Annotated in this window: 24 protein-coding genes; 7 read left to right on the top strand and 17 right to left on the bottom strand. The window is 30.8% G+C overall.

Annotated features, from left to right (window positions below; genetic code table 11):
• Positions 1 to 142 precede the first annotated feature (142 nt).
• From KM029_RS07950 to KM029_RS07915, 8 genes are all read right to left on the bottom strand, one after another.
• Entirely contained in the window at positions 143 to 379 is a 237-nt protein-coding gene (locus KM029_RS07950) for a DUF1059 domain-containing protein (protein WP_144072771.1), read from the bottom strand.
• Positions 380 to 480: 101 nt separating this feature from the next.
• Positions 481 to 1,245 (bottom strand): type I methionyl aminopeptidase, encoded by a 765-nt coding sequence (gene map / locus KM029_RS07945; protein WP_144072770.1) that lies wholly within the window; start codon positions 1,243 to 1,245, stop codon positions 481 to 483.
• 160 nt (positions 1,246 to 1,405) lie between these two features.
• On the bottom strand, positions 1,406 to 2,212 hold the full coding sequence (locus KM029_RS07940; protein WP_144072769.1) for an SDR family NAD(P)-dependent oxidoreductase: 807 nt from the start codon (positions 2,210 to 2,212) through the stop codon (positions 1,406 to 1,408).
• A 55-nt stretch (positions 2,213 to 2,267) separates the two neighbouring features.
• The gene (locus KM029_RS07935; protein WP_144072768.1) at positions 2,268 to 2,852 is read right to left on the bottom strand and encodes a DUF3267 domain-containing protein; all 585 of its coding nucleotides are present in this window, start codon (positions 2,850 to 2,852) and stop codon (positions 2,268 to 2,270) included.
• A 20-nt stretch (positions 2,853 to 2,872) separates the two neighbouring features.
• A complete protein-coding gene (locus KM029_RS07930) occupies positions 2,873 to 3,970 on the bottom strand; it encodes an SMP-30/gluconolactonase/LRE family protein (protein WP_144072767.1) in 1,098 nt (365 codons plus the stop codon).
• A gap of 79 nt (positions 3,971 to 4,049) precedes the next feature.
• Entirely contained in the window at positions 4,050 to 4,631 is a 582-nt protein-coding gene (locus KM029_RS07925) for a Crp/Fnr family transcriptional regulator (protein ID WP_144072766.1), read from the bottom strand.
• Positions 4,632 to 4,947: 316 nt separating this feature from the next.
• Positions 4,948 to 6,537 carry an ABC-F family ATP-binding cassette domain-containing protein gene (locus KM029_RS07920; protein ID WP_144072765.1) on the bottom strand — a complete coding sequence of 530 codons (1,590 nt, stop codon included), beginning with the start codon at positions 6,535 to 6,537 and terminating at the stop codon, positions 4,948 to 4,950.
• Positions 6,538 to 6,783: 246 nt separating this feature from the next.
• A complete protein-coding gene (locus KM029_RS07915; RefSeq protein WP_144072764.1) occupies positions 6,784 to 7,161 on the bottom strand; it encodes a TerB family tellurite resistance protein in 378 nt (125 codons plus the stop codon).
• A gap of 102 nt (positions 7,162 to 7,263) precedes the next feature.
• Here KM029_RS07915 and KM029_RS07910 point away from each other — a divergent pair, with 102 nt between their 5' ends.
• The gene (locus KM029_RS07910) at positions 7,264 to 7,635 is read left to right on the top strand and encodes a DUF1801 domain-containing protein (RefSeq protein WP_144072763.1); all 372 of its coding nucleotides are present in this window, start codon (positions 7,264 to 7,266) and stop codon (positions 7,633 to 7,635) included.
• 71 nt (positions 7,636 to 7,706) lie between these two features.
• On the opposite strand, the gene KM029_RS07905 is transcribed toward KM029_RS07910, so the two are convergent.
• Positions 7,707 to 8,981 carry a glycosyl hydrolase family 28-related protein gene (locus tag KM029_RS07905; protein ID WP_144072762.1) on the bottom strand — a complete coding sequence of 425 codons (1,275 nt, stop codon included), beginning with the start codon at positions 8,979 to 8,981 and terminating at the stop codon, positions 7,707 to 7,709.
• A 282-nt stretch (positions 8,982 to 9,263) separates the two neighbouring features.
• Between KM029_RS07905 and KM029_RS07900 the strand changes: the two genes are divergently transcribed.
• On the top strand, positions 9,264 to 9,722 hold the full coding sequence (locus tag KM029_RS07900; protein ID WP_158630996.1) for a DUF4920 domain-containing protein: 459 nt from the start codon (positions 9,264 to 9,266) through the stop codon (positions 9,720 to 9,722).
• Position 9,723: 1 nt separating this feature from the next.
• Positions 9,724 to 10,161, top strand: a complete 438-nt coding sequence (locus tag KM029_RS07895) for a hypothetical protein (RefSeq protein ID WP_144072760.1) — start codon at positions 9,724 to 9,726, stop codon at positions 10,159 to 10,161.
• 42 nt (positions 10,162 to 10,203) lie between these two features.
• Here KM029_RS07895 and KM029_RS07890 read toward each other — a convergent pair whose 3' ends face one another.
• The 6 genes from KM029_RS07890 to KM029_RS07865 all read right to left on the bottom strand — a co-directional run bounded on the left by KM029_RS07890 (position 10,204) and on the right by KM029_RS07865 (position 17,902).
• Complete coding sequence (locus KM029_RS07890) at positions 10,204 to 11,703, bottom strand: T9SS type A sorting domain-containing protein (RefSeq protein WP_144072759.1); 1,500 nt, start codon at positions 11,701 to 11,703, stop codon at positions 10,204 to 10,206.
• 251 nt (positions 11,704 to 11,954) lie between these two features.
• Positions 11,955 to 14,426: a T9SS type A sorting domain-containing protein gene (locus KM029_RS07885; protein WP_144072758.1), complete on the bottom strand. Its 2,472-nt coding sequence runs from the start codon at positions 14,424 to 14,426 to the stop codon at positions 11,955 to 11,957.
• Between the two features lie 201 nt (positions 14,427 to 14,627).
• Positions 14,628 to 16,262 carry a hypothetical protein gene (locus tag KM029_RS07880; protein WP_144072757.1) on the bottom strand — a complete coding sequence of 545 codons (1,635 nt, stop codon included), beginning with the start codon at positions 16,260 to 16,262 and terminating at the stop codon, positions 14,628 to 14,630.
• A gap of 161 nt (positions 16,263 to 16,423) precedes the next feature.
• Positions 16,424 to 16,903 (bottom strand): hypothetical protein, encoded by a 480-nt coding sequence (locus tag KM029_RS07875; RefSeq protein ID WP_144072756.1) that lies wholly within the window; start codon positions 16,901 to 16,903, stop codon positions 16,424 to 16,426.
• 103 nt (positions 16,904 to 17,006) lie between these two features.
• On the bottom strand, positions 17,007 to 17,357 hold the full coding sequence (locus tag KM029_RS07870; RefSeq protein WP_144072755.1) for a DUF6984 family protein: 351 nt from the start codon (positions 17,355 to 17,357) through the stop codon (positions 17,007 to 17,009).
• 2 nt (positions 17,358 to 17,359) lie between these two features.
• Positions 17,360 to 17,902: a dihydrofolate reductase family protein gene (locus tag KM029_RS07865; protein WP_144072754.1), complete on the bottom strand. Its 543-nt coding sequence runs from the start codon at positions 17,900 to 17,902 to the stop codon at positions 17,360 to 17,362.
• A gap of 153 nt (positions 17,903 to 18,055) precedes the next feature.
• Between KM029_RS07865 and KM029_RS07860 the strand changes: the two genes are divergently transcribed.
• On the top strand, positions 18,056 to 19,690 hold the full coding sequence (locus KM029_RS07860) for an ABC-F family ATP-binding cassette domain-containing protein (RefSeq protein ID WP_144072753.1): 1,635 nt from the start codon (positions 18,056 to 18,058) through the stop codon (positions 19,688 to 19,690).
• A 69-nt stretch (positions 19,691 to 19,759) separates the two neighbouring features.
• Here KM029_RS07860 and KM029_RS07855 read toward each other — a convergent pair whose 3' ends face one another.
• A complete protein-coding gene (locus KM029_RS07855) occupies positions 19,760 to 20,293 on the bottom strand; it encodes a YceI family protein (protein ID WP_144072752.1) in 534 nt (177 codons plus the stop codon).
• A 9-nt stretch (positions 20,294 to 20,302) separates the two neighbouring features.
• Positions 20,303 to 20,980, bottom strand: coding sequence for a hypothetical protein (locus KM029_RS07850; protein WP_144072751.1), 678 nt, complete (start codon positions 20,978 to 20,980; stop codon positions 20,303 to 20,305).
• Positions 20,981 to 21,201: 221 nt separating this feature from the next.
• On the opposite strand from KM029_RS07850, the gene KM029_RS07845 reads away from it, so the two are divergent.
• The 3 genes from KM029_RS07845 to KM029_RS07835 all read left to right on the top strand — a co-directional run bounded on the left by KM029_RS07845 (position 21,202) and on the right by KM029_RS07835 (position 23,616).
• Positions 21,202 to 21,429, top strand: coding sequence for a hypothetical protein (locus tag KM029_RS07845; RefSeq protein ID WP_144072750.1), 228 nt, complete (start codon positions 21,202 to 21,204; stop codon positions 21,427 to 21,429).
• Positions 21,430 to 21,583: 154 nt separating this feature from the next.
• A complete protein-coding gene (locus KM029_RS07840) occupies positions 21,584 to 22,960 on the top strand; it encodes a glutamate decarboxylase (protein ID WP_144072749.1) in 1,377 nt (458 codons plus the stop codon).
• A 65-nt stretch (positions 22,961 to 23,025) separates the two neighbouring features.
• Positions 23,026 to 23,616, top strand: coding sequence for a hypothetical protein (locus KM029_RS07835; RefSeq protein WP_144072748.1), 591 nt, complete (start codon positions 23,026 to 23,028; stop codon positions 23,614 to 23,616).
• Positions 23,617 to 23,620 lie beyond the last annotated feature (4 nt).

Genomic DNA, 23,620 nt, shown 5'->3' with positions numbered 1-23,620 from the left:
ATAATTTTAATTCCTAAACAATTGGAATAACATTATTGTTTGTTTTTTAGTAACAACAAAGTTAGTAAACTCCTTATAAATGATGCACTGTACTTTACTATTATTTTTATACTACTGACAGGTAGACAAATTTATTATGAAATTAAATATTAGGTAAAGCATTAAACTCTTCTTGTTTTGCAGTAAACCATTCTTTCATTTTTTCTGGAGTAGCCATTAATGCTTGAATTTTTTCCATAGCCTTTAAATGATCTGTATCTTTTTGTTGATACATTTCCATGCCGTGTTGTTTACTTAATGCTGCTATTTCCTCGAAAGTATCTGCTGTAAATACTTTGTTACAAGCACCTCCTAATTGTTTACAAGTCATTGATTTCATAGTATATTTTTTATGTTAGTTTTATGAAATAGTACGATTTATTACTTAGTCAAAACAGTCAAAAAAATCCTCTACTTTTTACAGCAGAGGATTTCTATTTTTTAGTCCCAAACACCATTTCCTTCAGTAAGAATAATTGGAGCAGCATCTGTAACAAGTATTGTGTGTTCATGTTGTGTAACAAAACCACCTCGACTACCTTTTAAAGTCCACCCATCAGCCTGTTCAACTGCAAAAGTAGATTTAGTAGAAATAAAGGTTTCTATTGCTACAGTAGCATTCTTTTTAAACCTTTCTCTATTACTAGATACCCTGTAGTTTAAAATTTCTTCAGGTGCTTCATGTAAACTTCTACCAACACCATGTCCTGCAAGGTTTTTAATTACAGTAAGTCCTTTCTTTTTGGCTTCCTTTTCAATAATATGGCCAATATCAGCAACTCTAACTCCACCTTTTACACTAAAAATAGCTTTGCGTAGAATCTCTTTAGAAGCGTCTACAAGAGGTTGGTGGTTATGAATATCTTCTCCTAATACAAAAGAACAGCCATTATCTGACCAAAAACCATTGAGTTCTGCTGATACATCAATGTTAATTAAATCACCTTCTTTAAGTATTCTTTTATCAGAAGGGATACCGTGTGCGGCTTCATTATTAACACTAATGCATGTATACCCAGGAAATTTATATGTTTCGTAAGGAGCAGATTTAGCTCCATATTTTTTTAATATTGTAGCACCATATTCATCAATTTCTTTAGTAGTCATTCCTACTTTAGTGTAAGAAATCATAGATTTTAATGTTAATGCAACGACCTCACTAATCTTTTTCATTCCGTCTAATTCGGAAGATGTTTTGATTGTCATCTTATTTTTTTTTGATGAAAAGTAGTAATTTAAAACCGTAAAAGGTTATATAAATAGATCAAATCTACTAACGAATTTACAAAAAATAAATGAAGTGAAATCATTTATTTATCATCCTTAACATCAGAGTTTTATTGATTAAAATAACAATAGGATACCATTATTTATTTAGTATACCTTTAGTGGTTTCTAACAAGCTTTCTATTTTATAGGTGTTGTATGCATCTTCGTGAGCTTTACCAAAAATACCAATTTCTTCACCTTTATCATTATCAAAATAATCTCCAGAGTGTTTACTATATTCTTCTCCTATAGCTAGCTGATATAAAACATTACCCCCTTTCTCTGCAGAAGACCAATGGTGCCCGTAAGCTTCTTTTACCATATTGGTATTTAGTAGTGAACCTGGATTTACAGCAATGGTAATAATATCTTTTTCTTGTGCCGCTAAATGAAAACTCCACATTGTTAAAGCAAGTTTACTTTGTGCGTAGGTGTCATTTTCTGATTGGTTATTTTTACCAAGTAGCGTATCTAAATTTATAGGAGACTGAGCTGCAGAACTAAGGTTAATAACTCTTGGTGTATTACTTTTTTTAAGTACAGGTAGTAATTCTTGCGTTAATAAATAAGGAGCAAGAAAGTTTACCGTAAAACGTAAATCCAGACCTTGACTATTATGTGTTGTAGCACTTTTAAAAACTCCAGCATTGTTGATTAAAACATCTAGAATAGGAACAGTTTTTTGTACTTCATTAGCCATGTTTTTAACAGCTTCTAAATCAGATAGATCGGCAATAAAACCAGATATATTTTCATTTTTTGTTTCTCTTTTAACCTCTGCAATTGTAGCAGCTAGTTTTTCTGGATTTCTACCATGTAAATAAATGTGGAACCCCTCTTGAGCTAATTTTATAGCTGCTATTTTGCCAATACCATCTGTACTACCTGTTATTAGAATATTCATGTCGAATTTATTATAGGTGAGAAGAGAACTATTTTCTACGGAATATAATCAGATATTACGAGATGTAATAATAAGTCATGCTTGTTTGTTTAACATCTTTAGTAGCTATATTATCAATTCCATGAAGAAGTAGGAAATTAACTGCAGCTATATCACCACCACAACTAATAATATGAAAACAGAAGAGTGATAAATAAGCATTTAAATGTGTCGTATCAATTACCATTAAACCAAGCAAAATTACTCCAATTACAAAAAGAGGGAGGAGTGCTATAAAAGCTAACTGTTTGCCCGTAACTATATGGTTATCTGATGCTGCATAGAACAGAAACTTTTTAATTTCATGACCATAATATACATTTTTTGCCCCACAAATTTTATAGGCTATACCATGAATTAACTCATGAATAATAATAAGAAAAGGAATACAGAGTAAACCCAAACCTATCATAAATAAAGAAAATTCGGGGTTGGCATTTGATAGGAATAATTGTAGAAAACTATACCCAATCATTATACAGAAAATTATAAGTATGCCGATAGTAATACCATTAAACGCTTTTGTTAAAAGAGTCTTTTGTCTTAATTGTTGGATAAAAAACTCTTTTAATTCATGATGAGGTATTTCTATTGTCTTCATATTTCTTCAAACTATTTTTTCTAGAAAAATTTATTTTTATCTAATTGATATTTTCCAATGTACTCTATAATGTCACCGCCAATATACAAGGCATTATTATATTCTTTAACAGCTCCTGCTTCTGGAATTATTTTACCAGTTGTATCATAAAGTGCAGAAAGTACTTTTCCTTCTTCAGAAATATTGAGAATTATACCGAACAATTCTTGTTTTGGTTGCAGAAATTCAGGTAAAGAGTAGACTAATTTTTTCATGCCTTTATGTGCTTGTATTCCATCTAAAGCATCATTTCTTTTTGTAGTAAAACCTACCCAAAAACTACCATCTTCACGTATCGAGATTCCGTTCGGAAAACCAGGAAGATTATCAATTAATATTTCCGTTTCTCCAGCTTTTGAACCTTTCAACCAATATTTAAGAATTCGATATTTTGTAGTTTCTGTCATTAATATAAAGTCTTCATTTTTAGAAAGTACTACACCATTTCCAAAATAAGTACCATCAATTAAGGTTGTAATTTGTGCTGTTTTAGGATTGTATTTATAGAGTCCTCCATTGGGTTTTATTTCTAAAATTAGTTGTCTTCCGTAGGGAATTGTATAAGTAGATGAATGGGAGGTATTAGAGAAATATATAGTACTATCTTTTGCTATATCTAATCCATTTGGAATTAAAAAAGGTCTTTCTTTTTCATCTTTTGTTGCAAGTATTGTTACTTTTTTATCAGCTGTAATACGTATTAAACCTTCTTTATGACTTAATGCTATTAAATTACTATCAGCATCAAAGTGTAAGCCAGCTACCCAGCTTCCTGCGTTATAATATACTTCTACATTATTTTGAGGAGTAATTTTAAGAATTTTCCCATCACTAAAATCATCTGTTGCTTTATGCACACCACAGTATAAATTTCCTGCAGCATCAAAGATAATATCTTCTGGGCCATACCATCCGTTAAGTTTGATTTTTGTTGCCGATTGTAATTTATTATTCAAAGAATATTGATGCTCTAGTATTGGTTTAGTAGGTGGTTGCCAAGCAGCTGGATGTAATGCACAAGCTTGAAAAAGAAAGTTGATAAATAATGCAAACGTGATTTTATAAATTTGATGTCTCATAATAGTTGTGTTTTAAAAGTATAAGACAAAGTTGAGACATGTGCTTTTTAAACTCGTTTACATAGGTAAATAAATAGATCTATTTTATATTTTTTGAAAGCTTATTTCTTAAACGACTTAGCTGTGTAGCAGAAATTCCAAGATAAGATGCTATATGATATTGAGGTATTTTCTGATCTAAATTTGGGAATTTTTTACTAAAAATTAAATACCTCTGTGTAGCATCTTTTAAAGCCATTTCTAATTCTTTTTCTTCTTTTTCTAAGAAATAATATTCTGCTATTTTTCTACCTAAACGTTCTAGGTCATGGTATTGACTGTATCGCTTTTCTAAAGCTTTAAAATTAACTACCCAAAGAGTACATTCAGTGAGCGCTTGTTGAGGGATTTTATTAATTTTTCCAGTTAATAGAGAGGTATATGCACCAATTAAAGAGGGAGCAATAAAAAATTGTTTATTGTATTCTTTCGCTTCTTTATTTGTAAAAAAAGCTCTTACACATCCCTTTTCTAAGAAACCTATTTCTGTTGCTTTTATGTGTTCTTTAATAAAGAAATCATTTTTCTGTAGCTCCCTTTTTTCAAACAAAGGTGCAATTTCTAGCCATGTTTCTGTAGAAATAGGAGAGATCGCATTAAAATAATTTCTAATAAAATCCATAATCAAAAAGTAGAAAAAGTTGGGTTGGTAACTGTTTTTAAAAAGTATGTTAAGTATAGGCTAAAGCATTCATTATTTCAAAAAAAATACAGGTTTTAAACAATTCTTTCTATACAAAAACACCTTTACATTATTAATGTAAAGGTGTTCCATAACTAAAATTTTCTGTTACTATAACTTAAAGCTTATAACAAACTTCTTCTTCTGCTATAAAGACAAAGAAGTTGACTTAGTTGACAAAAAATAATGTGTTTTTTGTTGTGATATTTTTTAACTGTAAGGTTATCAGAGTATAAAGTATTGAAATAAATAAAGATTACTTCAATTCAATAGTACGTTCAATATTAATTTTTTCTAAAAAGTAATCGTCATGTGAAACCACCAATAATGTTCCTTGATATTCGAGAATAGCAGCAGTTAAAATTTCTATATTCTGAATGTCAAGATTATTGGTAGGTTCATCGAGTATAATTATATCAGGAGAAGTCGTATTAACGGTTAAACAACATAACATTAATCGCATTCTTTCTCCTCCGCTTAGTGCACTACATGGTTTATCCCATTCTTCTTTAGGAAATAAGAACCTATTCAATCTAACCTTAACCTCATGTTCCAATAAGGCGGATGAATTGTGTTTTTGTACTTGCTCATAAACAGTGAGTGAAGAATCTATTAAGGAATAATCTTGATCTATATATACTGACTTATTTTCAGCTCTTTTAAATGTTCCATTCTCAGGACTAAGGCTACCTAAAATTAATTTAATTAAAGTAGTTTTTCCTGTTCCATTATTTCCTTTTATAGCAATACGTTCTCCACTATTTATTTCTATTGTTAAATCCTCTTTCCAGAGGTACTTTTTATTATATTTTATATTGATATTTATAGCATTAAAAATCAATTTACCTTTATGTAATGTGGATTTATTAAAACCAAATTTCATTTTATCGATACTAGAAACATTACTTCTTAAAGCGTGTAAATCTTTTGATATACCACCAATCTTGTCTTGATGTACACCGCTAAGTTTTGAAGAACTATTTTCAGCATCATTCTTCATTTTATTCATCATTACTTTTGGTACTCCAGATTTGATTTGTTTCTTTTTGCCTCTAGCATCAACTTTTTCTTTTCTTTCTCTTGTTTCTCGTTCTTTCTCTTTGGCTTTTCGAAGTGCCTTTTCTGTATTCTGAATACTAGAATTTAAGGCATTTTTTTCTATTTCTTTTTGTGATTTATAAAAATCATAATTTCCTCCATAAATAGAAATTCCACTTGGAGAAAGTTCATAAGTTGTATCAATTAAATTGAGTAATTTTCGATCATGACTTACCACAATAATTGTACTTTTACTTTTTTCGATAAAAGTGTAGAGTAGTTTTCTACCAGTACTATCCATGTGATTACTGGGCTCGTCAAGAATGAAAAATGAGGGTTGATGAATTAAAATACCAGCAAGGAAAACTTTAGTTTTTTGGCCACCACTAAGTGAAGATAATTTTTGCGATAAATCTAAATCAAATAATTGCCAATATTCTAACGCCTCTTTACAGCGTTCTTCTATTGTCCAATCATCGTTTAAAATAGCATAATTTTCTTCAGATATATCTCCATTTAAAATTTGAGATAAGGCATTTAATTTATTCTCTATTTTTAGTGATTGAGCAATTGTAAGATGGTTGAATTGTCCGAATATTTGAGGAACGTAATAGGGCAGATTTTCTACTTTTAACGTTCCACTTGATGGAAGTAATTCCCCAGAAATTATTTTTAAAAGGGTAGATTTTCCACTACCATTATTACCAATTAAAGCAACTTTTGCTGATGTATTTATAGTGCAATTTAAATGCTGAAATAATACATCTTTATTGGGATGTAAATAGGAGAGTTCTTGTATACTAAGCATGTGTATTCTTTCTTGTGTATTAAAAATTAGGAATATCAAAGTGATATTGATTTCTATTGATATGGAAAGAATTTAGTATTACATTTTTTTGAGATTAATTAGGTTTGTGGTCTACAAATATACAAGTAAAAATATTTATTTTAAAGACGTAATACTGTTTTTATCATTGACAAAAAGTAGAGGGTATAAAAAAACTCTCTTATACTTTTTTAATTAAATATAAGAGAGTTATTACTTACTGTGATTCTAAATTGTTTGAAGATTTAAATCTCTTTGAAACCTTTCAATTAAATCCTTAGAAAAAGAGTTGATAATCTTAGATTCATCTTCGTCAATTCCATTGGAGGCATTCGCAATAAATTTCATGGCATCAATAAACTCTTCATATTCTGCTGTAGGCCCATAACTGTGGCAATAATTAATAACCTTGTTATAGGTCTCTTCTACAGTAGCATTTTGATTTTCTTCGTAATTAAAAGACCACCTAATTTCTGATGCCCAAGAGTGATTTTTTAGAAGCTCATTTAAAGCATCTCTTTCCTCATCTTGAATTAATCCATCGGCTTTAGCTATCGCATATAGTAGTTCACCAAGAGTTTCGTATAGTTTTTCTGTGTTTTTCATTTCCGTTTTTTGTTAGTTGAAATTATGATTTTATATAGGTTAATTATACGAATGTTTGTTTACATTTGTTTGAGTATTTAAGGTTATTTAAAACTAATTATAATGGACAATTCAGATCACTATTACTTATCTAAAGAGGAACCAATACAAGGCTGTATTTTAGCTTTGAAAGAAATTATTATGAGACAAGATAATGAGGTTATTCATGCTATTAAGTGGGGGATCCCAAGCTTTACTTATAAAGGGAAAAACTTTTGTTTTATTAGTATTGATAAAAAAACGAAGTGGCCTTATTTACTATTTCATGAAGGGTTGCTATTACATCATCCAGAGTTAGAACAGAAAGATAGAAAATTGATGAAATCGTTTAGTGTTAATCCAGAAAAAGATCTCCCTTTAGAGACTATAGAACTGTTAATAAATAGTGCTTTGGAATTATATAAAAGCGGAAAAGTGAAAACTAAAAATAAATAAATAACATCATTCAATATTTTTATGAATGATGTCATTTATCATGATTTCAATACCTTTTTAATTGCTAGTAATTATTTCATTTTGTTACCATCAGGGCATGTTTTAATAGCATCTGATTCTATTAAAATGTCTTTATCTAAATTTAAAAAGCCTGTTCCTGAAACATTCGTAATTTCCACATTAAAATAACCAGCACCGCTTCCTTTAGCAGCATTTACAATAGGAGAGATAGAAGGTGCTGTATAACTTTCTCCGTCGGGATTAAATGATGAAGCGATTAATACTCTCTCTTTGCAAGGCATGTATTTAAAATGCTTGCTCTTAACTTGTGCTGTTTTACCATAAGTAGCTTTTACATTCGAAATTTTCGATTTATTATCATATGTTCCAGGGGTTAAACCTGCTTTTTTCTGATCTTTTGTTGTATATCCTTTTCCAATTCTTACAGCAAAACCAGAATTAATAGCAGTAACACCATCAACCTCAAAATAGCCATTTGGTATGGTATGAGGAGAGATCATTAAGGTAGCATTTGCATTTCTAGAAGAAATATTTTTTGCATAAACATCAAAATTACCACCAACTTTCAGCTTGTTCATTTTCTTATAACCTGTTTCTAGACGCAATGTTACGCCCCCTTCTCCGCTCAAGTTTTCGTAGTATACATGTTCTGATGCTTGAGACTGAACAAGCCCGTAGCCATAATGTGCCTTAGTAATTGTACAGTTTTTAATTATACCATTTGTTGGCTTATAGTACTGGTTTTTGTATTCAGCAAAGCCTAAAGTGATAGCAGAAAATCTTGTGTTATTATCCAATACTTTAATGCCTGTAATTAAAAAGTTTTCAACATTGGTTAATGTTATTACGGCAACATTTTTATTCACTACATTTTGTAAATCAACTATAAACATGTTTTTCGTACTACGGATACTTACATTTTTTATAGTTCCTTTCTTTCCTCCAAATAAAAAGACTTTATAGTTTTTATTATCATTTGTTGGAGTAGGTATAATTGTAGCGTGTTCATCAATAACTAAATGAACATTAGATTTTAGTTCAATATTTTTAAAGTAATATGTACCTTTTGGAATAAATATTTCACCACCTTGTTTCAAAGATGTCATGTCATTTATTGCTTTTTGTAATTTTGGACTATCGTCATTTTTATCAGAATTATTTGTTCGATAGTCCTTTACTAAATCAACTTTTTTACTGACTTCTTTACTCTTGTCATTGTAAAAATTCGCTTCTTTTTGAGCAAAAATAGAAGTTGTTGAGCACAGTAATACTACCAAAAATGATAGTGCTTTTTTTGTGTTAAGTAATCTTTCAATACGTTTCATTCGTTGTTAATTTTTGCAATACGAGTAATCACCAAAAAGTGTATTGCCTTTTTTTAAATTGTTATTTCTTTAATGGGAAGGTCACTTATATTTTTTGCATTTAAAAATACATTAGGTCTGTTTTATTCTGAAAGACGAAGTATGTACTTGTGGCTACAAACACAAAAGCACATTTAATTGAAGATGGTTTATTGAATTTTGATAAAAAAAATGGAGTGGGTAGGTATTTATAATACTAGAATAAATAGTTTTGTTACTAATACTAATCAACTATTATTTAACATGAAATTATTATCAACAATCTTACTTTGCATTCTTTTTATCTCCTGTTCAGAAAAAAAAGAAGTTTCTATGTATGGAGCATCTTTTGATATTGAAAATGCTGTAGCATCAAAAACTATAATAACACAATTAGCGAGTAGAGATACAATTGCTATAAAAGTAAAAGGGCAAATTGATGGTGTTTGTCAGAAAAAAGGATGTTGGTTAACAATGCCGATGGAAGATGGAACAGAACTATTTGTGAAATTTAAAGATTACAAGTTTTTTGTACCAATGGATTCAGAAGGTAAAGATGTAATTTTAGAAGGTGTAGCTAAAAAAGAAGTGATTGATGTTGCTACTTTGAAGCATTATGCTGAAGATGCGGGTAAAACACCAGAAGAGGTAGCTAAAATTACAAACCCAGAAGTGAAATATACATTTATGGCGAATGGCGTTGCTGTTGTAGAGCAATTATAATATGAGACTTCGATTTTTACTACTAATGTCTTATACTTTATTGCTTTTTGGCTGTGAAAATGAACAAACACAAAGTAAAGAAGTAATATGTGTACAATATCCTAATGGAGGGTCTGAATTAGCCTGGTTAATGCGTAATGCTTCTGATAGAATGGAAGAGCAAAAGGAGACTATCTTAAAAGGAAAATCTATTAAATTAATGCCACTTGATGTAAATCATATTTTAAGTGCCGTACCTACAGAAAGTGGAAAAAATACATCGGAATTGTATAAAACGATGGCCAATAGGTTTCTATCACATACCAATAAATTGGACAGTATACCTTTAGAAGGACAGATAAAGTATTATAATCAAACGGTGGCACAATGTGTTAATTGTCATGAAACACAATGTCCTGGTCCACTCGTTAGAATCAAAAAATTATACATAGAAGATTAAAAAATGCTTCATCAATTTAAAAACTGATGAAGCATTTTTTTATTACTCAATTATAACTTTGTGTGTTTCGTTATTAATTCGGATAAAATAAATACCCGAATTATACTTCGATAAATCTATTAGTGAAGTCGAATGAACTGCTTGTTCTATTATTTGTCCGTTACTATTTCTAATAACAACAGAGTTAATAGTATTATCGCCTAAGTTTTTAATGTAGACTTTACCTTTTGATGGATTAGGGTAAACAGTTATTTGGTCGACTACAGTTTCTTCATTTTTAATTCTAGTATTACTAGTTCCTGTACATGTATCACTATCTTTTTCCAAAAGAATATTTTTAGATAAATTCTTAAAGCCACTTCCACTAACATTTTGAATAGTTACATTATAATACCCTTGACCGCTGCCTTCTGCAGCATTTAATACAGGAGCAATTGCAGGTGCAGTATAAGATTCTCCATCTGGGTTAAAATCATTGGCTATTAAAGCTCTTTCTGCACAAGGCATGTATTTAAAGTGTTTGGATTTAACCTGTGCTGTTTCACCATATGTTGCTTTTATATTTGTAACCTTAGATGTACTTGCAAAATATCCTGGTTTTAAGCCTAAAGCAGCTTGTTCTTTTGTGGTGTATCCATTACCAATTCTAACAGCAAAACCAGAATTCACAGCAGTTATATCATCTATTTCTACATGTCCATTCTTAATAGCATGAGGGGAAATCATTACTGTAGCATTTCCATTTTTAGAAGATATTTTTTTACCGTAGATATCAAAGTTACCACCCACTTGCAACTCATTCATTTTGCTGTAACCAGTCTCTAAACGTAAAGTAACGCCACCAGAGCCACTAATATTTTTGAAGAAAACATTTTTTGCCGCTTGTGACTGAACAAGTCCATATCCATAATGTGCATTACTAATATGACAGTTTTTTACTACTCCATTTCTAGGCTTGTAGTAGTTGTTTTCAAAAGCAGAATACCCAAAAGTTATTGCAGAAAATTTAGTATCATTGTCAATTACTTTCATGCCAGAAATGTAAAAGTTATCCACATTTAGGAGTGTAATAACGGCAATGTTAGGGTTTCTCACTTTACTTAAATCAACAATAAACTTTTTGTTAGTACTTCTTATACTTATACTTCCAACAGTAGCTCTATTACCTCCAAAAGTAAATACTTTGTAGTTTTTGTCATTTCCAGGATCTTGCGGAATAATAACAGCATTTTCTTCTATTACTAAGTGTATATTAGATTTCAATTCAATATTACTGAGGTAATAGGTTCCTTTTTTAAGAAAGATTTTACCTCTTTTACCTGCGTTAGTAATATCATCAATTGCTTTTTGAAGTAACGGACTGTCATCTTTTGTATCTGAGTTATTTACGCCATAATCAGCTACTAAATCTACTGTTATGTTGACATTATTTATCTTTTCCTCATAGAAATCAGCTTCTACTTGTGCATTACTGTGCTGAAAAATTCCGCTAATAAGTACTAAAAATAGCGTAATTGTGTAGATAGTATTTGTTCTTTTCATTAGAATAATAATTCATAGTAAGTCTATAACAACTTGCATTGTTAAGACAATAGTTCATTTCAATTTTGTTAGTGCTGCACTCTTTTGTACATCTTTATACTTTATTATTTTAAATAAAATGTAAAGGGTACGCTTTTGTATACTCAGCTAAGGTGTTGAAAAAAAACTATTGAAAAGAAATAGATGTTATAGTATATCAGTTTAATGAATGTGCAAAGACTAAATTTGTACAGTTAGCTACATTTTGATATTTATTGAATGCTAATTTTTTTAATCACCTGTTTTGACCCGACTGAAATTTTGAGAAAATATATTCCTTTTTGAGTACTGTTTAAATGCCATTTTATTGGTGCTGGAGAAGGAGATAATCGTTCTTTCTGTACTTGAACTCCGTTAATGTTGATAAGTGATAAATAAATATCATTTTCATTTTTTTGTTGCAAAGAAATGTTGATAACTCCTTCTTGTTGAATAGGATTAGGGTAACAATTTACACGTAAATTATTTTGATTTATCACCCCAACTTGAACGAATTTAATCGCAAAAGTTTCGCTTTTTCCATCAAAATCCACTTGTGTTAACCTGTAATAGTGCTTGCCTTTTGTAAGATGCTCATCAAGGTAACTATAATCAATTTGTATGTTTGAATTACCAGCACCATGTATTTGAGTAACATTTTCCCAATTTCTACCATCAGTAGAATGTTCCACTAAGAAATAATCATTATTTGTCTCAGAAGCTGTGCTCCATTCTAATAATGCATTTTGTTGTTTTAGCGATACATCAAAATTTATAAGAGATACAGGTAGATTGAAAAATGCGAAATCTTCGTCTTGTGGAATATATAAAAGAGCTTCTGAAATAGGATTTTTAGAGAATTCTTCAATTCTAATATCACCAATGTAACAAAAATCACCTGCAGCCCTTGTTGCTGTAATTGTAATTTTTCCTTCGTTATTAGGATAAACTAAACTTGATGAGTACAGACCTAAGTTTCCATAAACATGTCCAACTGTTCCTAATGAGGTTCCTGAAGTTTGAAGTTGTCCAACAGAAGTATTTGCTCCAACTATTGTATACTCCGTTATACGGTCTTGATTAATTGAAGAACGTGTAGCGAAGATATTAAACCTATAGCCTTTATTTACATCTAAATTATTTACTTCTACTTCCACATAATCCGAAACACCAGCAGCAGCATAGGCATAATCTGTTGTTGCAGAATTAATAGCTAAACTACTAATTCCACTAGAAAGTGTTGCGTCTGCCATTCCTCCATCTACACCAAAACCACCTCTGTTATAATCAAGACCAATTGATGTAGAAACATTTTCAGTAGAAGTTAATGTAATATTTTTTTGAAGTAGAGTGATATTGTTCCAATAATTATTGTTGACATCTGGGCTAGATGTTTCTTCTAAATCTCCAAAATCAACAAGGAAATCTTGTTCAGATGTTTCAGCACTATATTCTTCTAATTTTATAGCATTAATATTGATTTGTCCACTTACAATTGCAGCAGTTAATGTAATTGTATTTCCATTATCAGGAAAAATGTAATCTGTAGTATAAACATCAAGATTCCCATTTAAATACCCTGTTGTTCCAATAGTAGATGTAGACGAAGACTGAAATTGACCATTTGTACTAGAAGCTCCACTAATTGTTATTTCTGTACTATTATCTGCAGCTACATTTCTTGATCCGAATATTTTAAAACGATATGCTTTAGAAGTGTCTAAATTGGTGAAATCTATAGTGATATCTCCGGAGGTTCTAATAGCATAATCAGAGGTTGCATTGTTAATGCCTAATTCAGCTAGATCATTTCCTAAAGATGCATCACTTAAGCCAGAAGTAGAGCCTAAGCCCCAACCACTTGTAACATTCATCTGGTAAGTAGTTGATGAACCGTCTGATTTTAATAAATTATTTATTGGATCATTTGAATAGTTGGATGTATTCCATGTATTTCCATTGGCGTCGGTTCCAACAATTTCAGTAGTTCCAAAATCAATTAAAAATGAAGATGAAGGGGAGATTGCAGAATACTCCACTAAACGAGCTGCACCTAAATATGTAAAAACTCCTGTAGTGTATTTTCCTGCTAATGTAATATTTCCTGAAGCATCTGGTTGAATAGCATCTGTATTATAAAGTGATAAATTACCATCTGTATGTGAAGAACCACCAATTCCTGCTCCAGAAGTCTGTAAAGAACCTACTGAAGATGTAGCGCCAGAAAATGTAAATTCTGTTGTTCTAGTATCTGATGCATCTCTCGTAGCAAAAATATTGAGTCTATAATATTTATCAGGATCTAGGTTTGAGAAAATGATTTCTACACCATTGGAAATGCCTGAGTAAACATAATCTGATGTAGCGGTATTTTCTGCTAAATTACCTAAACCGATAGATAGACTAGCATCTGATAAGGCTCCATTATTCCCAAAAAAACCTTCAGTCATTTCTAAACTATATAAGGATGCTGTACCTGAAGAGTTACTTATTGTTTGCGGGGTATTATCTAAAGTGATATTGTTCCAGTTACCACTACTTTGAGTAACATTTCCAAAGTCTACTAAAAATTCTTGTTCCCATTGGAAACCACTAGGTATTTGAGCTTCTGAAATATTTACAATAAATAGGATAAGGCAGAAGATGTATTTAACACAGAGTGTAAAAGTAGAAGATAGTTGCAGTAAATCTTTCATTTCTTTCATAACTGTAATAGATAGTATTGGCTAATTTTGATGACTCAAATTTATCTTTTTACTTTTCTGAAAGAGTGGAGATTTATTACTAATAAGTGGAATTTTAAACGTTCGTACTTTTCAAAATTTTAAAGGTGGAATTTTATGGATAATGGTGTTTAAATCGGACATTTTATTGTGTAATGTGTTGTTTTTCAGTGTTAAAACAATTTAGTTTATAATAACTCTATTGATACGCTGATGATATCCGTGGAAGACTTTTAGTATATAGATCCCATTTTCTATACTGTAAGGTATTTTGAAGCTTGCAACATATCCATCAACGATATCAGCAGTGATAAATACCTCCTTAACTATTTTTGCATTACTACTTATTAATTGTATTGTTAGTTTGGATTTATCTATGGTACCTCTTACTTCTAAACGAATTAATCCTCCTTGTTTTACTACCGTAGGATATGTTTTAATAGTTAAATCGTCATTTTCATTTTTAAAAACGACAGGTCCATATACAGTAGAGCTATTATCAAAGTCAAATTGCAACAAGCGGTAATAATCACCTGAAGAAAGTGTATCTAAATATTCATAATTTACAGGGGTATTAATATTTCCTGCTCCATGTAGTGTATCAAGGAATTGCCACATTTTATTGTCGTTAGAATACTCTATAGAGAAATAATCGCAATTTATTTCTGATAGTGTTTTCCATATTAATAAGTTTCCATTTTCAGCTTTTTGACCAACAAAATAGGATAACTCAACAGGTAGATCTTCAGAATTATTTATCTTTTCACAGAGCTGATAATTTTTAGAAGATTCGTAACATTTCGCATCTCTAATTATGCAACTGTTTTCGTTAGTATTAAATATAAAATTACCTTGATTCTGAATTTTTAAGCTATTGTTACAAGAAAGAATAATATCTCCTCTAACTTCTAATTGCCCAGTTTTTTGAAGGTCTATTGTTTCGCCTCCAAATATATCAAAGGTTTCTTTTACCAACATATTACCACCTATGGTAAAGTTACCTCCACCACCATTTTTAGAGATGATATTACTGCCATAAACTGTATTACTCCCTTCTATTAAAGTTACTTTTTCATTTCCGTTAATAGAATAATTTCCTTCTACATTCAAATTTCCATGAATAATGAAAATAGCACCTCCACCACTTTTAGAATCTAATGTTTTACCTACTAATAAACTCCCATTTTCAAGAACAGTGAACTGCTCTTTTCCATTAATTTCTAAGGTTTCTTTAATGGTTAAAGTTCCATCTATAGAATAAGTAGATCCGCCTCCGTTTGCAGCATAAAAGTTTCCTTCAACAGAAAGGTTACCTCCTTTATGTATAGAAATTAGATTATTACTGTTTTGTAAAGTGAAATCTTCATTAATGATTAAGTTTCCAGAGACAGTAACTGTACTTTTATTCCCTTTTAATAAAAGGCTTGTTTTAGAAGTTAAAGTACCTAGTACTGTTATTTGAGTTTTAGGATTGAACGTTCCAAAATTGATAGTAGCATTTCCATTTATACCGATAATATAGTGAGCATTATTTCTACTATTTTCGAAGGTAAGAGCAGTAGATATATCATCTAAATTGAGGTGTATACCTAAGGTCGTAATTTTATATTGTCCTCCTTCTGTAAAGGTAATATGGTCGTCATTCTGTGGATATTTGTGAGAAGCATTTCCACTTACTTTTTGCCAATTATTAGGGTTTTCCCATTCCTGAGAAGAATAGAAATTTTCGAGTAAAGGTCTAAATGTATTTTGGGCCAGGGTTATGTTGGTTAAACACAAAAAAAGAATGAATTGTAAAACAGGTAGTAGTCTTTTCATGGTAGAAGAAATGCATTAGGTATTGAATCAATAATAAGAAAATGTAGTAAGCAATTATTAATTTAATTATAATTCTTTACTTAAGATACAAAAGGTAAAATAAAATCTCCTTCATTTCTTAGTTATTCACTATTAAAACAAAGGAGATTTCTAAAGATAAATTAGATTTGATTTTGAGTTGTTTCTGTAGAGATAAGAACATACTTTTCAATAATAATTCTATCAACATTCAACTCAGGTATTTTTTCTCTACCTATTTGATACAAACTATCATTTTGAATTTCTAAAGTAAATTCAAATGTATTGTCCTCCCATTTTCTACCGGTGCAATATTCTAGGTGTTCTGTGTATTTGTTACCATCGAGTTTGTAAATACCTGCTCCTGCAGAAAATTTAGCATTATCACCTTCACCTTTCAATTTATCGTGTTGAAAGAATGAAAAATGACTCTTTCCGATAATTTTTATACCATCAATATCTTTTGTGAAATCCTTAACAGTGGTGTCTTTACCCACAATTGTTTTTGCGGATATTAGTTTCCAAGTACCTTCAATTTTTGAAGATAATGCTTCACTTTTCTGTTCTGGCGAACAGTTAAAGAATAAAAAGCAAAGTAAAAGATATTTAATAGCGTAGCGCATGAGAGTAATTAGCTAATTTTTAGTGAATTATAATTAAAAACAAAGCTAATTAATAAAGTATAAAAAAACAGCTATGATTAAGTTATTTCATAGCTGTTTCTATTTAGATAAAACCGTTTTTATCAGCAATAGCAACTTTATCTGGAGTTGGATATTGCAATAATTTAGAGAAATCTTTTTTCCAGAAATCCATATCTAAAATCTCATTATTTATATTTTTAGTTAATGTAATTACTACAGGAACTTCATCACTATCATTATAAACAACTTGAACAATATCGCCACCGTAAGCTGCTTTTTCTGGAGGGGTAAAGTTTATACTTCCCATTTTTCCTCCTTCATATTCATCTACCATTGTTGGTAAATCAAAATCAGAAGCGTTTTCACCAGCCAACTGTAATAAGTGGTTGGCTAATATTAGTTCTTCTTCTTTCACTAATCTTCTTTCAGCCATTATTAGTTTCTTTTTCTTTTAAAATGCGATTGTACAATTTGGCCTAGGTAAACTTTACTTTCAACAAGTTCAAAATCTTGTCTTTTATTCATAGACGTAAATAATGGTATTCCCTCTCCCAGTAAAACAGGGATTGTTGTAAGGCATAAATCGTCTACTAAATCTTCTTTAAGAAAACTCTGTATAGTTTTACCTCCATCTAAATAGAGGTTTTTAAACCCTTTTTGATGAATTGTATCGAGTACTTCATTTAATGTTCCATTTACAATAAACACTTTATCTTCATAGCCTTTTGGAACTTCTTTTAAAGTAGTACTTAATACAAATACAGGCTTAGAGTAGGGCCAATCTATCCCAAAGCCAAGTACTGTTTCAAAAGTATTTTTACCCATTATCAAGGCATCAACTGTTTTATTAAAATCGTTGTAGCCCATATCGTCACCTGTAGGATTTGGCGTTTCATTTAACCAATCAATTCCACCGTTTTTATCGGCGATAAATCCATCTATACTAGTAGCGATAAATACTTTATTTTTTGTTTCCATAGGTTGATATATAAAGGTTATTATTTTTTCGTAAGATAGAAATAAACTGATGGAAGAACCAAGTTGGTAGTATAATAAAATATAACTCTGTACAGCAAACCTATAGTGCTTCTACAATTTTTTGTAGCTTTGTACCTTCAAATAAAAAAGCATATGATATCAGTTGATAATTTAGGAGTAGAATTTAGTGGAGCAACACTTTTTAGTGGCGTTTCTTTTGTGGTAAACCCGACAGATAAAATTGCCTTAATGGGTAAAAATGGAGCGGGTAAATCAACTTTAATGAAAATAGTAGCAGGTGTTCAAAAACCTACTACAGGTAAAGTATCTGCACCAAAAGATGCGGTAATTGCTTACTTGCCTCAGCATTTATTAACTGAAGATGATTGTACTGTTTTTGAAGAAACGGCTAAAGCTTTTAAGCAGATCTTCCAAATGCGAGATGAGATGGAAGAACTCAATAAAGCATTAGAAACTAGAACAGATTACGAAAGTGCCGAGTACATGGGCATTATTGAAAAAGTAACTGATTTAGGTGAGAAATTCTACGCTTTAGAAGAAGTAAATTACGATGCAGAAGTAGAAAAAGCATTAAAAGGTTTAGGCTTTAAACAAGAAGATTTTCAACGCCAAACAAGTGAGTTTAGTGGTGGTTGGAGAATGCGTATAGAGTTAGCCAAAATACTTTTACAAAAGCCTGATCTAATTTTATTAGATGAGCCTACCAACCATATTGATATTGAATCTGTAATTTGGTTAGAAGACTTTTTAGTAAATAAAGCCAATGCCGTAATGGTTATCTCTCACGATAGGGCATTTATTGATAATATTACTAACCGTACTATTGAAGTAACAATGGGACGTATCTACGATTATAAAGCAAACTATTCTAAGTATTTAGAATTACGCGAAGACCGTAGAGCACATCAAGTAAAAGCATATAACGAACAACAAAAAATGATTGCTGATAATAGAGCTTTCATTGAACGTTTTAAAGGAACATATTCTAAAACAAATCAAGTATCATCTAGAGAAAGAATGCTTGAAAAGTTAGATATTATAGAAATTGATGAGATAGATACATCTGCATTAAAGCTTCGTTTTCCTCCAGCTCCTCGTTCGGGTGAGTTTCCAGTTACAGTTTCTGAGGTAACAAAAAAGTACGAAGAGCAAGTAGTATTTAAAGATGCCAGCCTTTCTATTAGAAAAGGAGAAAAAGTATCTTTTGTTGGTAGAAATGGCGAAGGAAAATCGACCATGATTAAGGCAATTTTAAATGAGATTGATGTAGATGGTAAATGCGAACTGGGCCATAATGTAAGTGTTGGTTACTTTGCACAAAATCAAGCGTCTCTTTTAGACGAGTCTTTAACGATTTTCCAAACTGTAGATGAAGTAGCAAAAGGAGATATCAGAAAGCAAATTAATAATATACTTGGTGGCTTTATGTTCCAAGGAGATGATGTTGATAAAAAAGTTAGTGTTCTGTCTGGAGGAGAGAAAACACGCTTGGCTATGGTGAAATTACTTTTAGAGCCTATCAATTTGCTTATTCTTGATGAACCTACAAACCACTTAGACCTTAAATCAAAAGATGTTTTAAAAGAAGCATTAAAAGCTTATGATGGAACATTAATATTAGTTTCTCACGATAGAGATTTCTTACAGGGATTATCAGAAAAAGTATTCGAATTTAAAGAGCAAAGAGTAATAGAGCATTTCGAAACAATCGATGCTTTCTTAGAAAGAAATAGAATAAAAAGTATTGCTGATATTAATTTGAAGTAATTTTTTGTGTAAAAAAGAAGGTCACTAATAAAATTGGTGACCTTTTTTGATTGATATGGAACTTAATTATTATTCCTTTAACACACATTTAATTTCTATTTCTACCTCGTTACCCACTGTAAAAGTACCAGTGTCCTCACCAAGGTTAAAGTCAAGCCTGTTAATATTTAACTGACCTGTAAATGAGTTTTTATCTTTATTAAAATCAATAGTTACGACTTTTGTAATGCCATGTAAAGTAAGCTTACCATTACTTTCATAGCCGTTATCAGTTTTTCGAATGTCATTAGAAATAAAACATATTGTAGGAAACTTTTTAACATCAAAAAAGTCTTCATTTCTTAAATGCTCATCTCTTTTTTCGTTATCTGTAAATATTGATGCTGCAGATATACAAACATTAAAATTTGATGAATTTAGATTTTCTGCATTAAAATTAATTTCCCCATCCATCTTTTTAAAAGCTCCATCTACCGTATTCACCTTAAAATTACTGATAGAAAAATTGACTGTAGAAAGTGTTTGATCTATACTTTGAGCAGTAACTAAGGGGAGTGTAGTAAATAAAAAAAGTATGAGATAAAGGGCTATCTTTTTAATCATAATGTAATTTTATTTTAGGTTGTATCTAGCTCCTACAATCAGACCATTGCTTATACCTCTGTATCTTTTATTTCCTTCTTGTAACTCTGTAGGAGTTGAGTATTCTGTAAAAGTACTAGCAAACCCTAAACGGGCAGACCATTTTTTATTGAAATGATATTGAGCATAAAACTCTGATTTTAGCATTCCAATATCATTTGCACCAATTAATAAAGCAGAAACATTATTTGATGAAACCGTTGTATTTTGATCTATTCCATCACCAGTATAAACAGCATCGTGATCTGGTCCGAATGTATAACCAACAACATCGATATTCATTCCTATTTCAAATTTACCCTTATACAAGTAGCTAACAGAAAAATATAATGCAAGGTTCATCTGACTTGGTGAATTAATAGTGACAGTATCTTGTGTGCTTGCATTGCCGAAATATTCAGGAGGAGCAGAGTAAAACTCCTTACTACCACTTGTAAACCCAGAAAAACGAAGGCCTGTACCTAAAATAAAGTTTCTTTTTTTACCAATTCCCCAAGAATGACCATAAGCGAGGGAGCCTACAAAATCAGCACCTATTTGTGCAGAACCATCAACATATACATACTTTTTCTTTGGAGTAGCTTCTTCTTGAGCAAATAATAATGAAGAAGAAACAAGTAAGATTAAGAGTGTTAGAATGTTTTTCATTTTATTTAATAATTAGTTTTTTTTAAAAAGTTATCAATTAGACGTACCTCCTTACGAGTACTGACATTTTTATTGAAAAAAAATAAAGAAATGTAAATAGTCTTTTTTAAATACTTATCGTAATTATAACCTTAAAGCAATATATCTAAGGCTTTATTCTCTTTTAGTCTAGAGTATTTTATTTATCTTCGAGCAAAGAGTTAATCATTTAAATTTTGAAAATGCGAAAAACAAATAAAAGATATTTTGGTACTCAGATAGCTTCAGAGGCTACTAGTTTTATTGGTAAGTCAATAGATATAATACTTAAAAATGGACAAAGTTACCATGGTGTGGTTAAAGGGATCTCTGGTAATAGTTATGCACTAACTGATGGTTTAGCAGGTAAACATCTATTAGAATTTTCTTTAATAGATGAGATTATTGAGTCTGTTGATGCTAAATATTAATCTTGTTTTTTCAATCAAATAATTTATTAACCCATTATTCTCTCCTTTTTATTTATTCTCAAATCTATAATTGAGAAACAATTAGGTAACATTGAAACCTTTTTTAACAACCTCCGTTATTAACCTTAACATTATATAAAAAACATAATTCATTATGATTACTAAAAAGAAAATTACTGATCCTACAGCAAAACATAATAATATTCGCTCTATTAGAAATAACGTAAGCGTACCAAAATACGAATTGCCTGAAGGTGAAATGGATGCAGGAGAAGCTTATAATATCATACATAATGAATTAATGTTAGATGGGAATGCCCGATTAAACCTTGCTACTTTTGTTACTACTTGGATGGAGCCAGAAGCAGAAAAGTTAATGGCTGAAACATTTGATAAAAATATGATTGATAAAGATGAATATCCTCAGACAGCAATGTTAGAAGAGAGATGCATCAATATTATATCTAGATTATTTAATGCTCCTGAAGAGGAAGAAACAACAGGTTCTTCGGCAATAGGTTCTAGTGAGGCTGTAATGCTTGCTGGAATGGCATTTAAAAGAAAATGGAGAGATCGTCAAAGAGCTGCTGGAAAATCTACAGAAAACCCAAATTTAGTTCTTGGTACTAATGTGCAAGTTGTTTGGGAGAAATTTTGTAGGTATTGGGATGTAGAACCTAGATATATTCCAATGAAAGAAGGCAAATATGTAATTACTGCCGATGAAGTTGTTGACGTTATTGATGAAAATACAATAGGTGTTGTTGCAATTTTAGGTACAACATTTACAGGTGAGTTTGAACCAATTGAGTCGATCCATGACGCAATGGTAAAAAATAATAAAGAAAAAGGTTTTGAAACCCCTTTACATATAGATGCAGCAAGTGGAGGTTTTGTAGCTCCATTTATACATCCTGATTTAAAATGGGATTTCAGATTACCTTTAGTGAAATCTATTAATGCGTCAGGGCATAAATATGGTTTAGTTTACCCAGGTGTGGGTTGGGTAGTTTGGAGAGATAAATCAGAATTACCAGAAGATCTTATTTTCCATGTGAATTATCTTGGTGGAGATATGCCAACATTTACATTAAATTTCTCTAGACCTGGTAATCAAATTGTTGGACAGTATTATAATTTTATACGTTTAGGGCGTGATGGATACACACAAGTAATGACAGAATTACGTGATATAGCTATGCGATTATCTAGCGGTATAAAAGAACTCGGTCACTTTGAATTATTAAGTGATGGCAGTACGATTCCAGTATTTGCCTTTAGTGTTCTTCCAGGTGCTAATTTCTCTGTTTACGATATGTCAAGTAAATTAAGAGAAAGAGGGTGGTTGGTTCCTGCTTATACTATGCCAGCTGAAATTGAAGATAAGGCAGTTCTTAGAATTGTAATTAGAGAAGGTTTTAATAGTGATATGGGAGAAATGCTTCTAGATGATATTAAAAATGCAGCAGAAGACTTTATTTCAAGAGGCGTTAGAGAAAAACGTACTGAAGGAGGAAGTTTTGCTCACTAAAAAAAAACGATTGAAAAATGCATATTCATTTTCATGAACTGACATCCAGAAAAATGGTACTCTGGATGTCAGTCCTTTTTATGATCGGAGCATCTTTATTTATGAATGCTTCTATTGGGTTTTTATTACCAAACCCAAATTCGTCACTCCTCAATATTACTTATTTTATAGGCTCTATACCTTTTACCTCTGCAGCGTTTTTACAACTATTAGATTCCAGTAATCAAAAAGGACAACCTTGGCGTTTATTAGTTTATCGACCTCAAAATTTAGGATATAAAGCAGCTTTGAGCCAGTGGTTAGGTACCATTCTTTTCAATTTTAATACATTTGATGCGACATTTAATCTTACTTGGCAACAGTCAGATATTTTAGTTTGGACACCTAATATGGTTGGTTCGATCTTTTTTATGATCTCAGCAATTTATTTATTGAATGATATCAATTTTGTATTCGATAGTAAAAACAATGAATTTAATGGTGTATGGATAAACTTCTTAGGTTGTTTAACTTTTCTTATATCAGCTTTTGCGTCAATATATTTTCCAACAGCACTTCCAAAGTGGGTATCTAATTTTGCCTTAATCAATACATTTATTGGTGCTTTATGCTTCTTTCTAGCAAGTGCATTAACTTTAACTAGGTTACCAAAGTAGGTTT

It is taken from the genome of Flammeovirga kamogawensis, from assembly GCF_018736065.1.
GTDB lineage: Bacteria > Bacteroidota > Bacteroidia > Cytophagales > Flammeovirgaceae > Flammeovirga > Flammeovirga kamogawensis.
The sequence above is the reverse complement of the archived record's forward strand: the minus strand, read 5'-3'. Positions and strand labels throughout refer to the sequence as shown.

Coding starts and splice junctions, on each gene's coding strand:
- KM029_RS07950 (WP_144072771.1), bottom strand. CDS start 379: ATGAAATCAATGACTTGTAAACAATTAGGAGGTGCTTGTAACAAAGTA.
- map (WP_144072770.1), bottom strand. CDS start 1,245: ATGACAATCAAAACATCTTCCGAATTAGACGGAATGAAAAAGATTAGT.
- KM029_RS07940 (WP_144072769.1), bottom strand. CDS start 2,212: ATGAATATTCTAATAACAGGTAGTACAGATGGTATTGGCAAAATAGCA.
- KM029_RS07935 (WP_144072768.1), bottom strand. CDS start 2,852: ATGAAGACAATAGAAATACCTCATCATGAATTAAAAGAGTTTTTTATC.
- KM029_RS07930 (WP_144072767.1), bottom strand. CDS start 3,970: ATGAGACATCAAATTTATAAAATCACGTTTGCATTATTTATCAACTTT.
- KM029_RS07925 (WP_144072766.1), bottom strand. CDS start 4,631: ATGGATTTTATTAGAAATTATTTTAATGCGATCTCTCCTATTTCTACA.
- KM029_RS07920 (WP_144072765.1), bottom strand. CDS start 6,537: ATGCTTAGTATACAAGAACTCTCCTATTTACATCCCAATAAAGATGTA.
- KM029_RS07915 (WP_144072764.1), bottom strand. CDS start 7,161: ATGAAAAACACAGAAAAACTATACGAAACTCTTGGTGAACTACTATAT.
- KM029_RS07910 (WP_144072763.1), top strand. CDS start 7,264: ATGGACAATTCAGATCACTATTACTTATCTAAAGAGGAACCAATACAA.
- KM029_RS07905 (WP_144072762.1), bottom strand. CDS start 8,981: ATGAAACGTATTGAAAGATTACTTAACACAAAAAAAGCACTATCATTT.
- KM029_RS07900 (WP_158630996.1), top strand. CDS start 9,264: ATGAAATTATTATCAACAATCTTACTTTGCATTCTTTTTATCTCCTGT.
- KM029_RS07895 (WP_144072760.1), top strand. CDS start 9,724: ATGAGACTTCGATTTTTACTACTAATGTCTTATACTTTATTGCTTTTT.
- KM029_RS07890 (WP_144072759.1), bottom strand. CDS start 11,703: ATGAAAAGAACAAATACTATCTACACAATTACGCTATTTTTAGTACTT.
- KM029_RS07885 (WP_144072758.1), bottom strand. CDS start 14,426: ATGAAAGAAATGAAAGATTTACTGCAACTATCTTCTACTTTTACACTC.
- KM029_RS07880 (WP_144072757.1), bottom strand. CDS start 16,262: ATGAAAAGACTACTACCTGTTTTACAATTCATTCTTTTTTTGTGTTTA.
- KM029_RS07875 (WP_144072756.1), bottom strand. CDS start 16,903: ATGCGCTACGCTATTAAATATCTTTTACTTTGCTTTTTATTCTTTAAC.
- KM029_RS07870 (WP_144072755.1), bottom strand. CDS start 17,357: ATGGCTGAAAGAAGATTAGTGAAAGAAGAAGAACTAATATTAGCCAAC.
- KM029_RS07865 (WP_144072754.1), bottom strand. CDS start 17,902: ATGGAAACAAAAAATAAAGTATTTATCGCTACTAGTATAGATGGATTT.
- KM029_RS07860 (WP_144072753.1), top strand. CDS start 18,056: ATGATATCAGTTGATAATTTAGGAGTAGAATTTAGTGGAGCAACACTT.
- KM029_RS07855 (WP_144072752.1), bottom strand. CDS start 20,293: ATGATTAAAAAGATAGCCCTTTATCTCATACTTTTTTTATTTACTACA.
- KM029_RS07850 (WP_144072751.1), bottom strand. CDS start 20,980: ATGAAAAACATTCTAACACTCTTAATCTTACTTGTTTCTTCTTCATTA.
- KM029_RS07845 (WP_144072750.1), top strand. CDS start 21,202: ATGCGAAAAACAAATAAAAGATATTTTGGTACTCAGATAGCTTCAGAG.
- KM029_RS07840 (WP_144072749.1), top strand. CDS start 21,584: ATGATTACTAAAAAGAAAATTACTGATCCTACAGCAAAACATAATAAT.
- KM029_RS07835 (WP_144072748.1), top strand. CDS start 23,026: ATGTCAGTCCTTTTTATGATCGGAGCATCTTTATTTATGAATGCTTCT.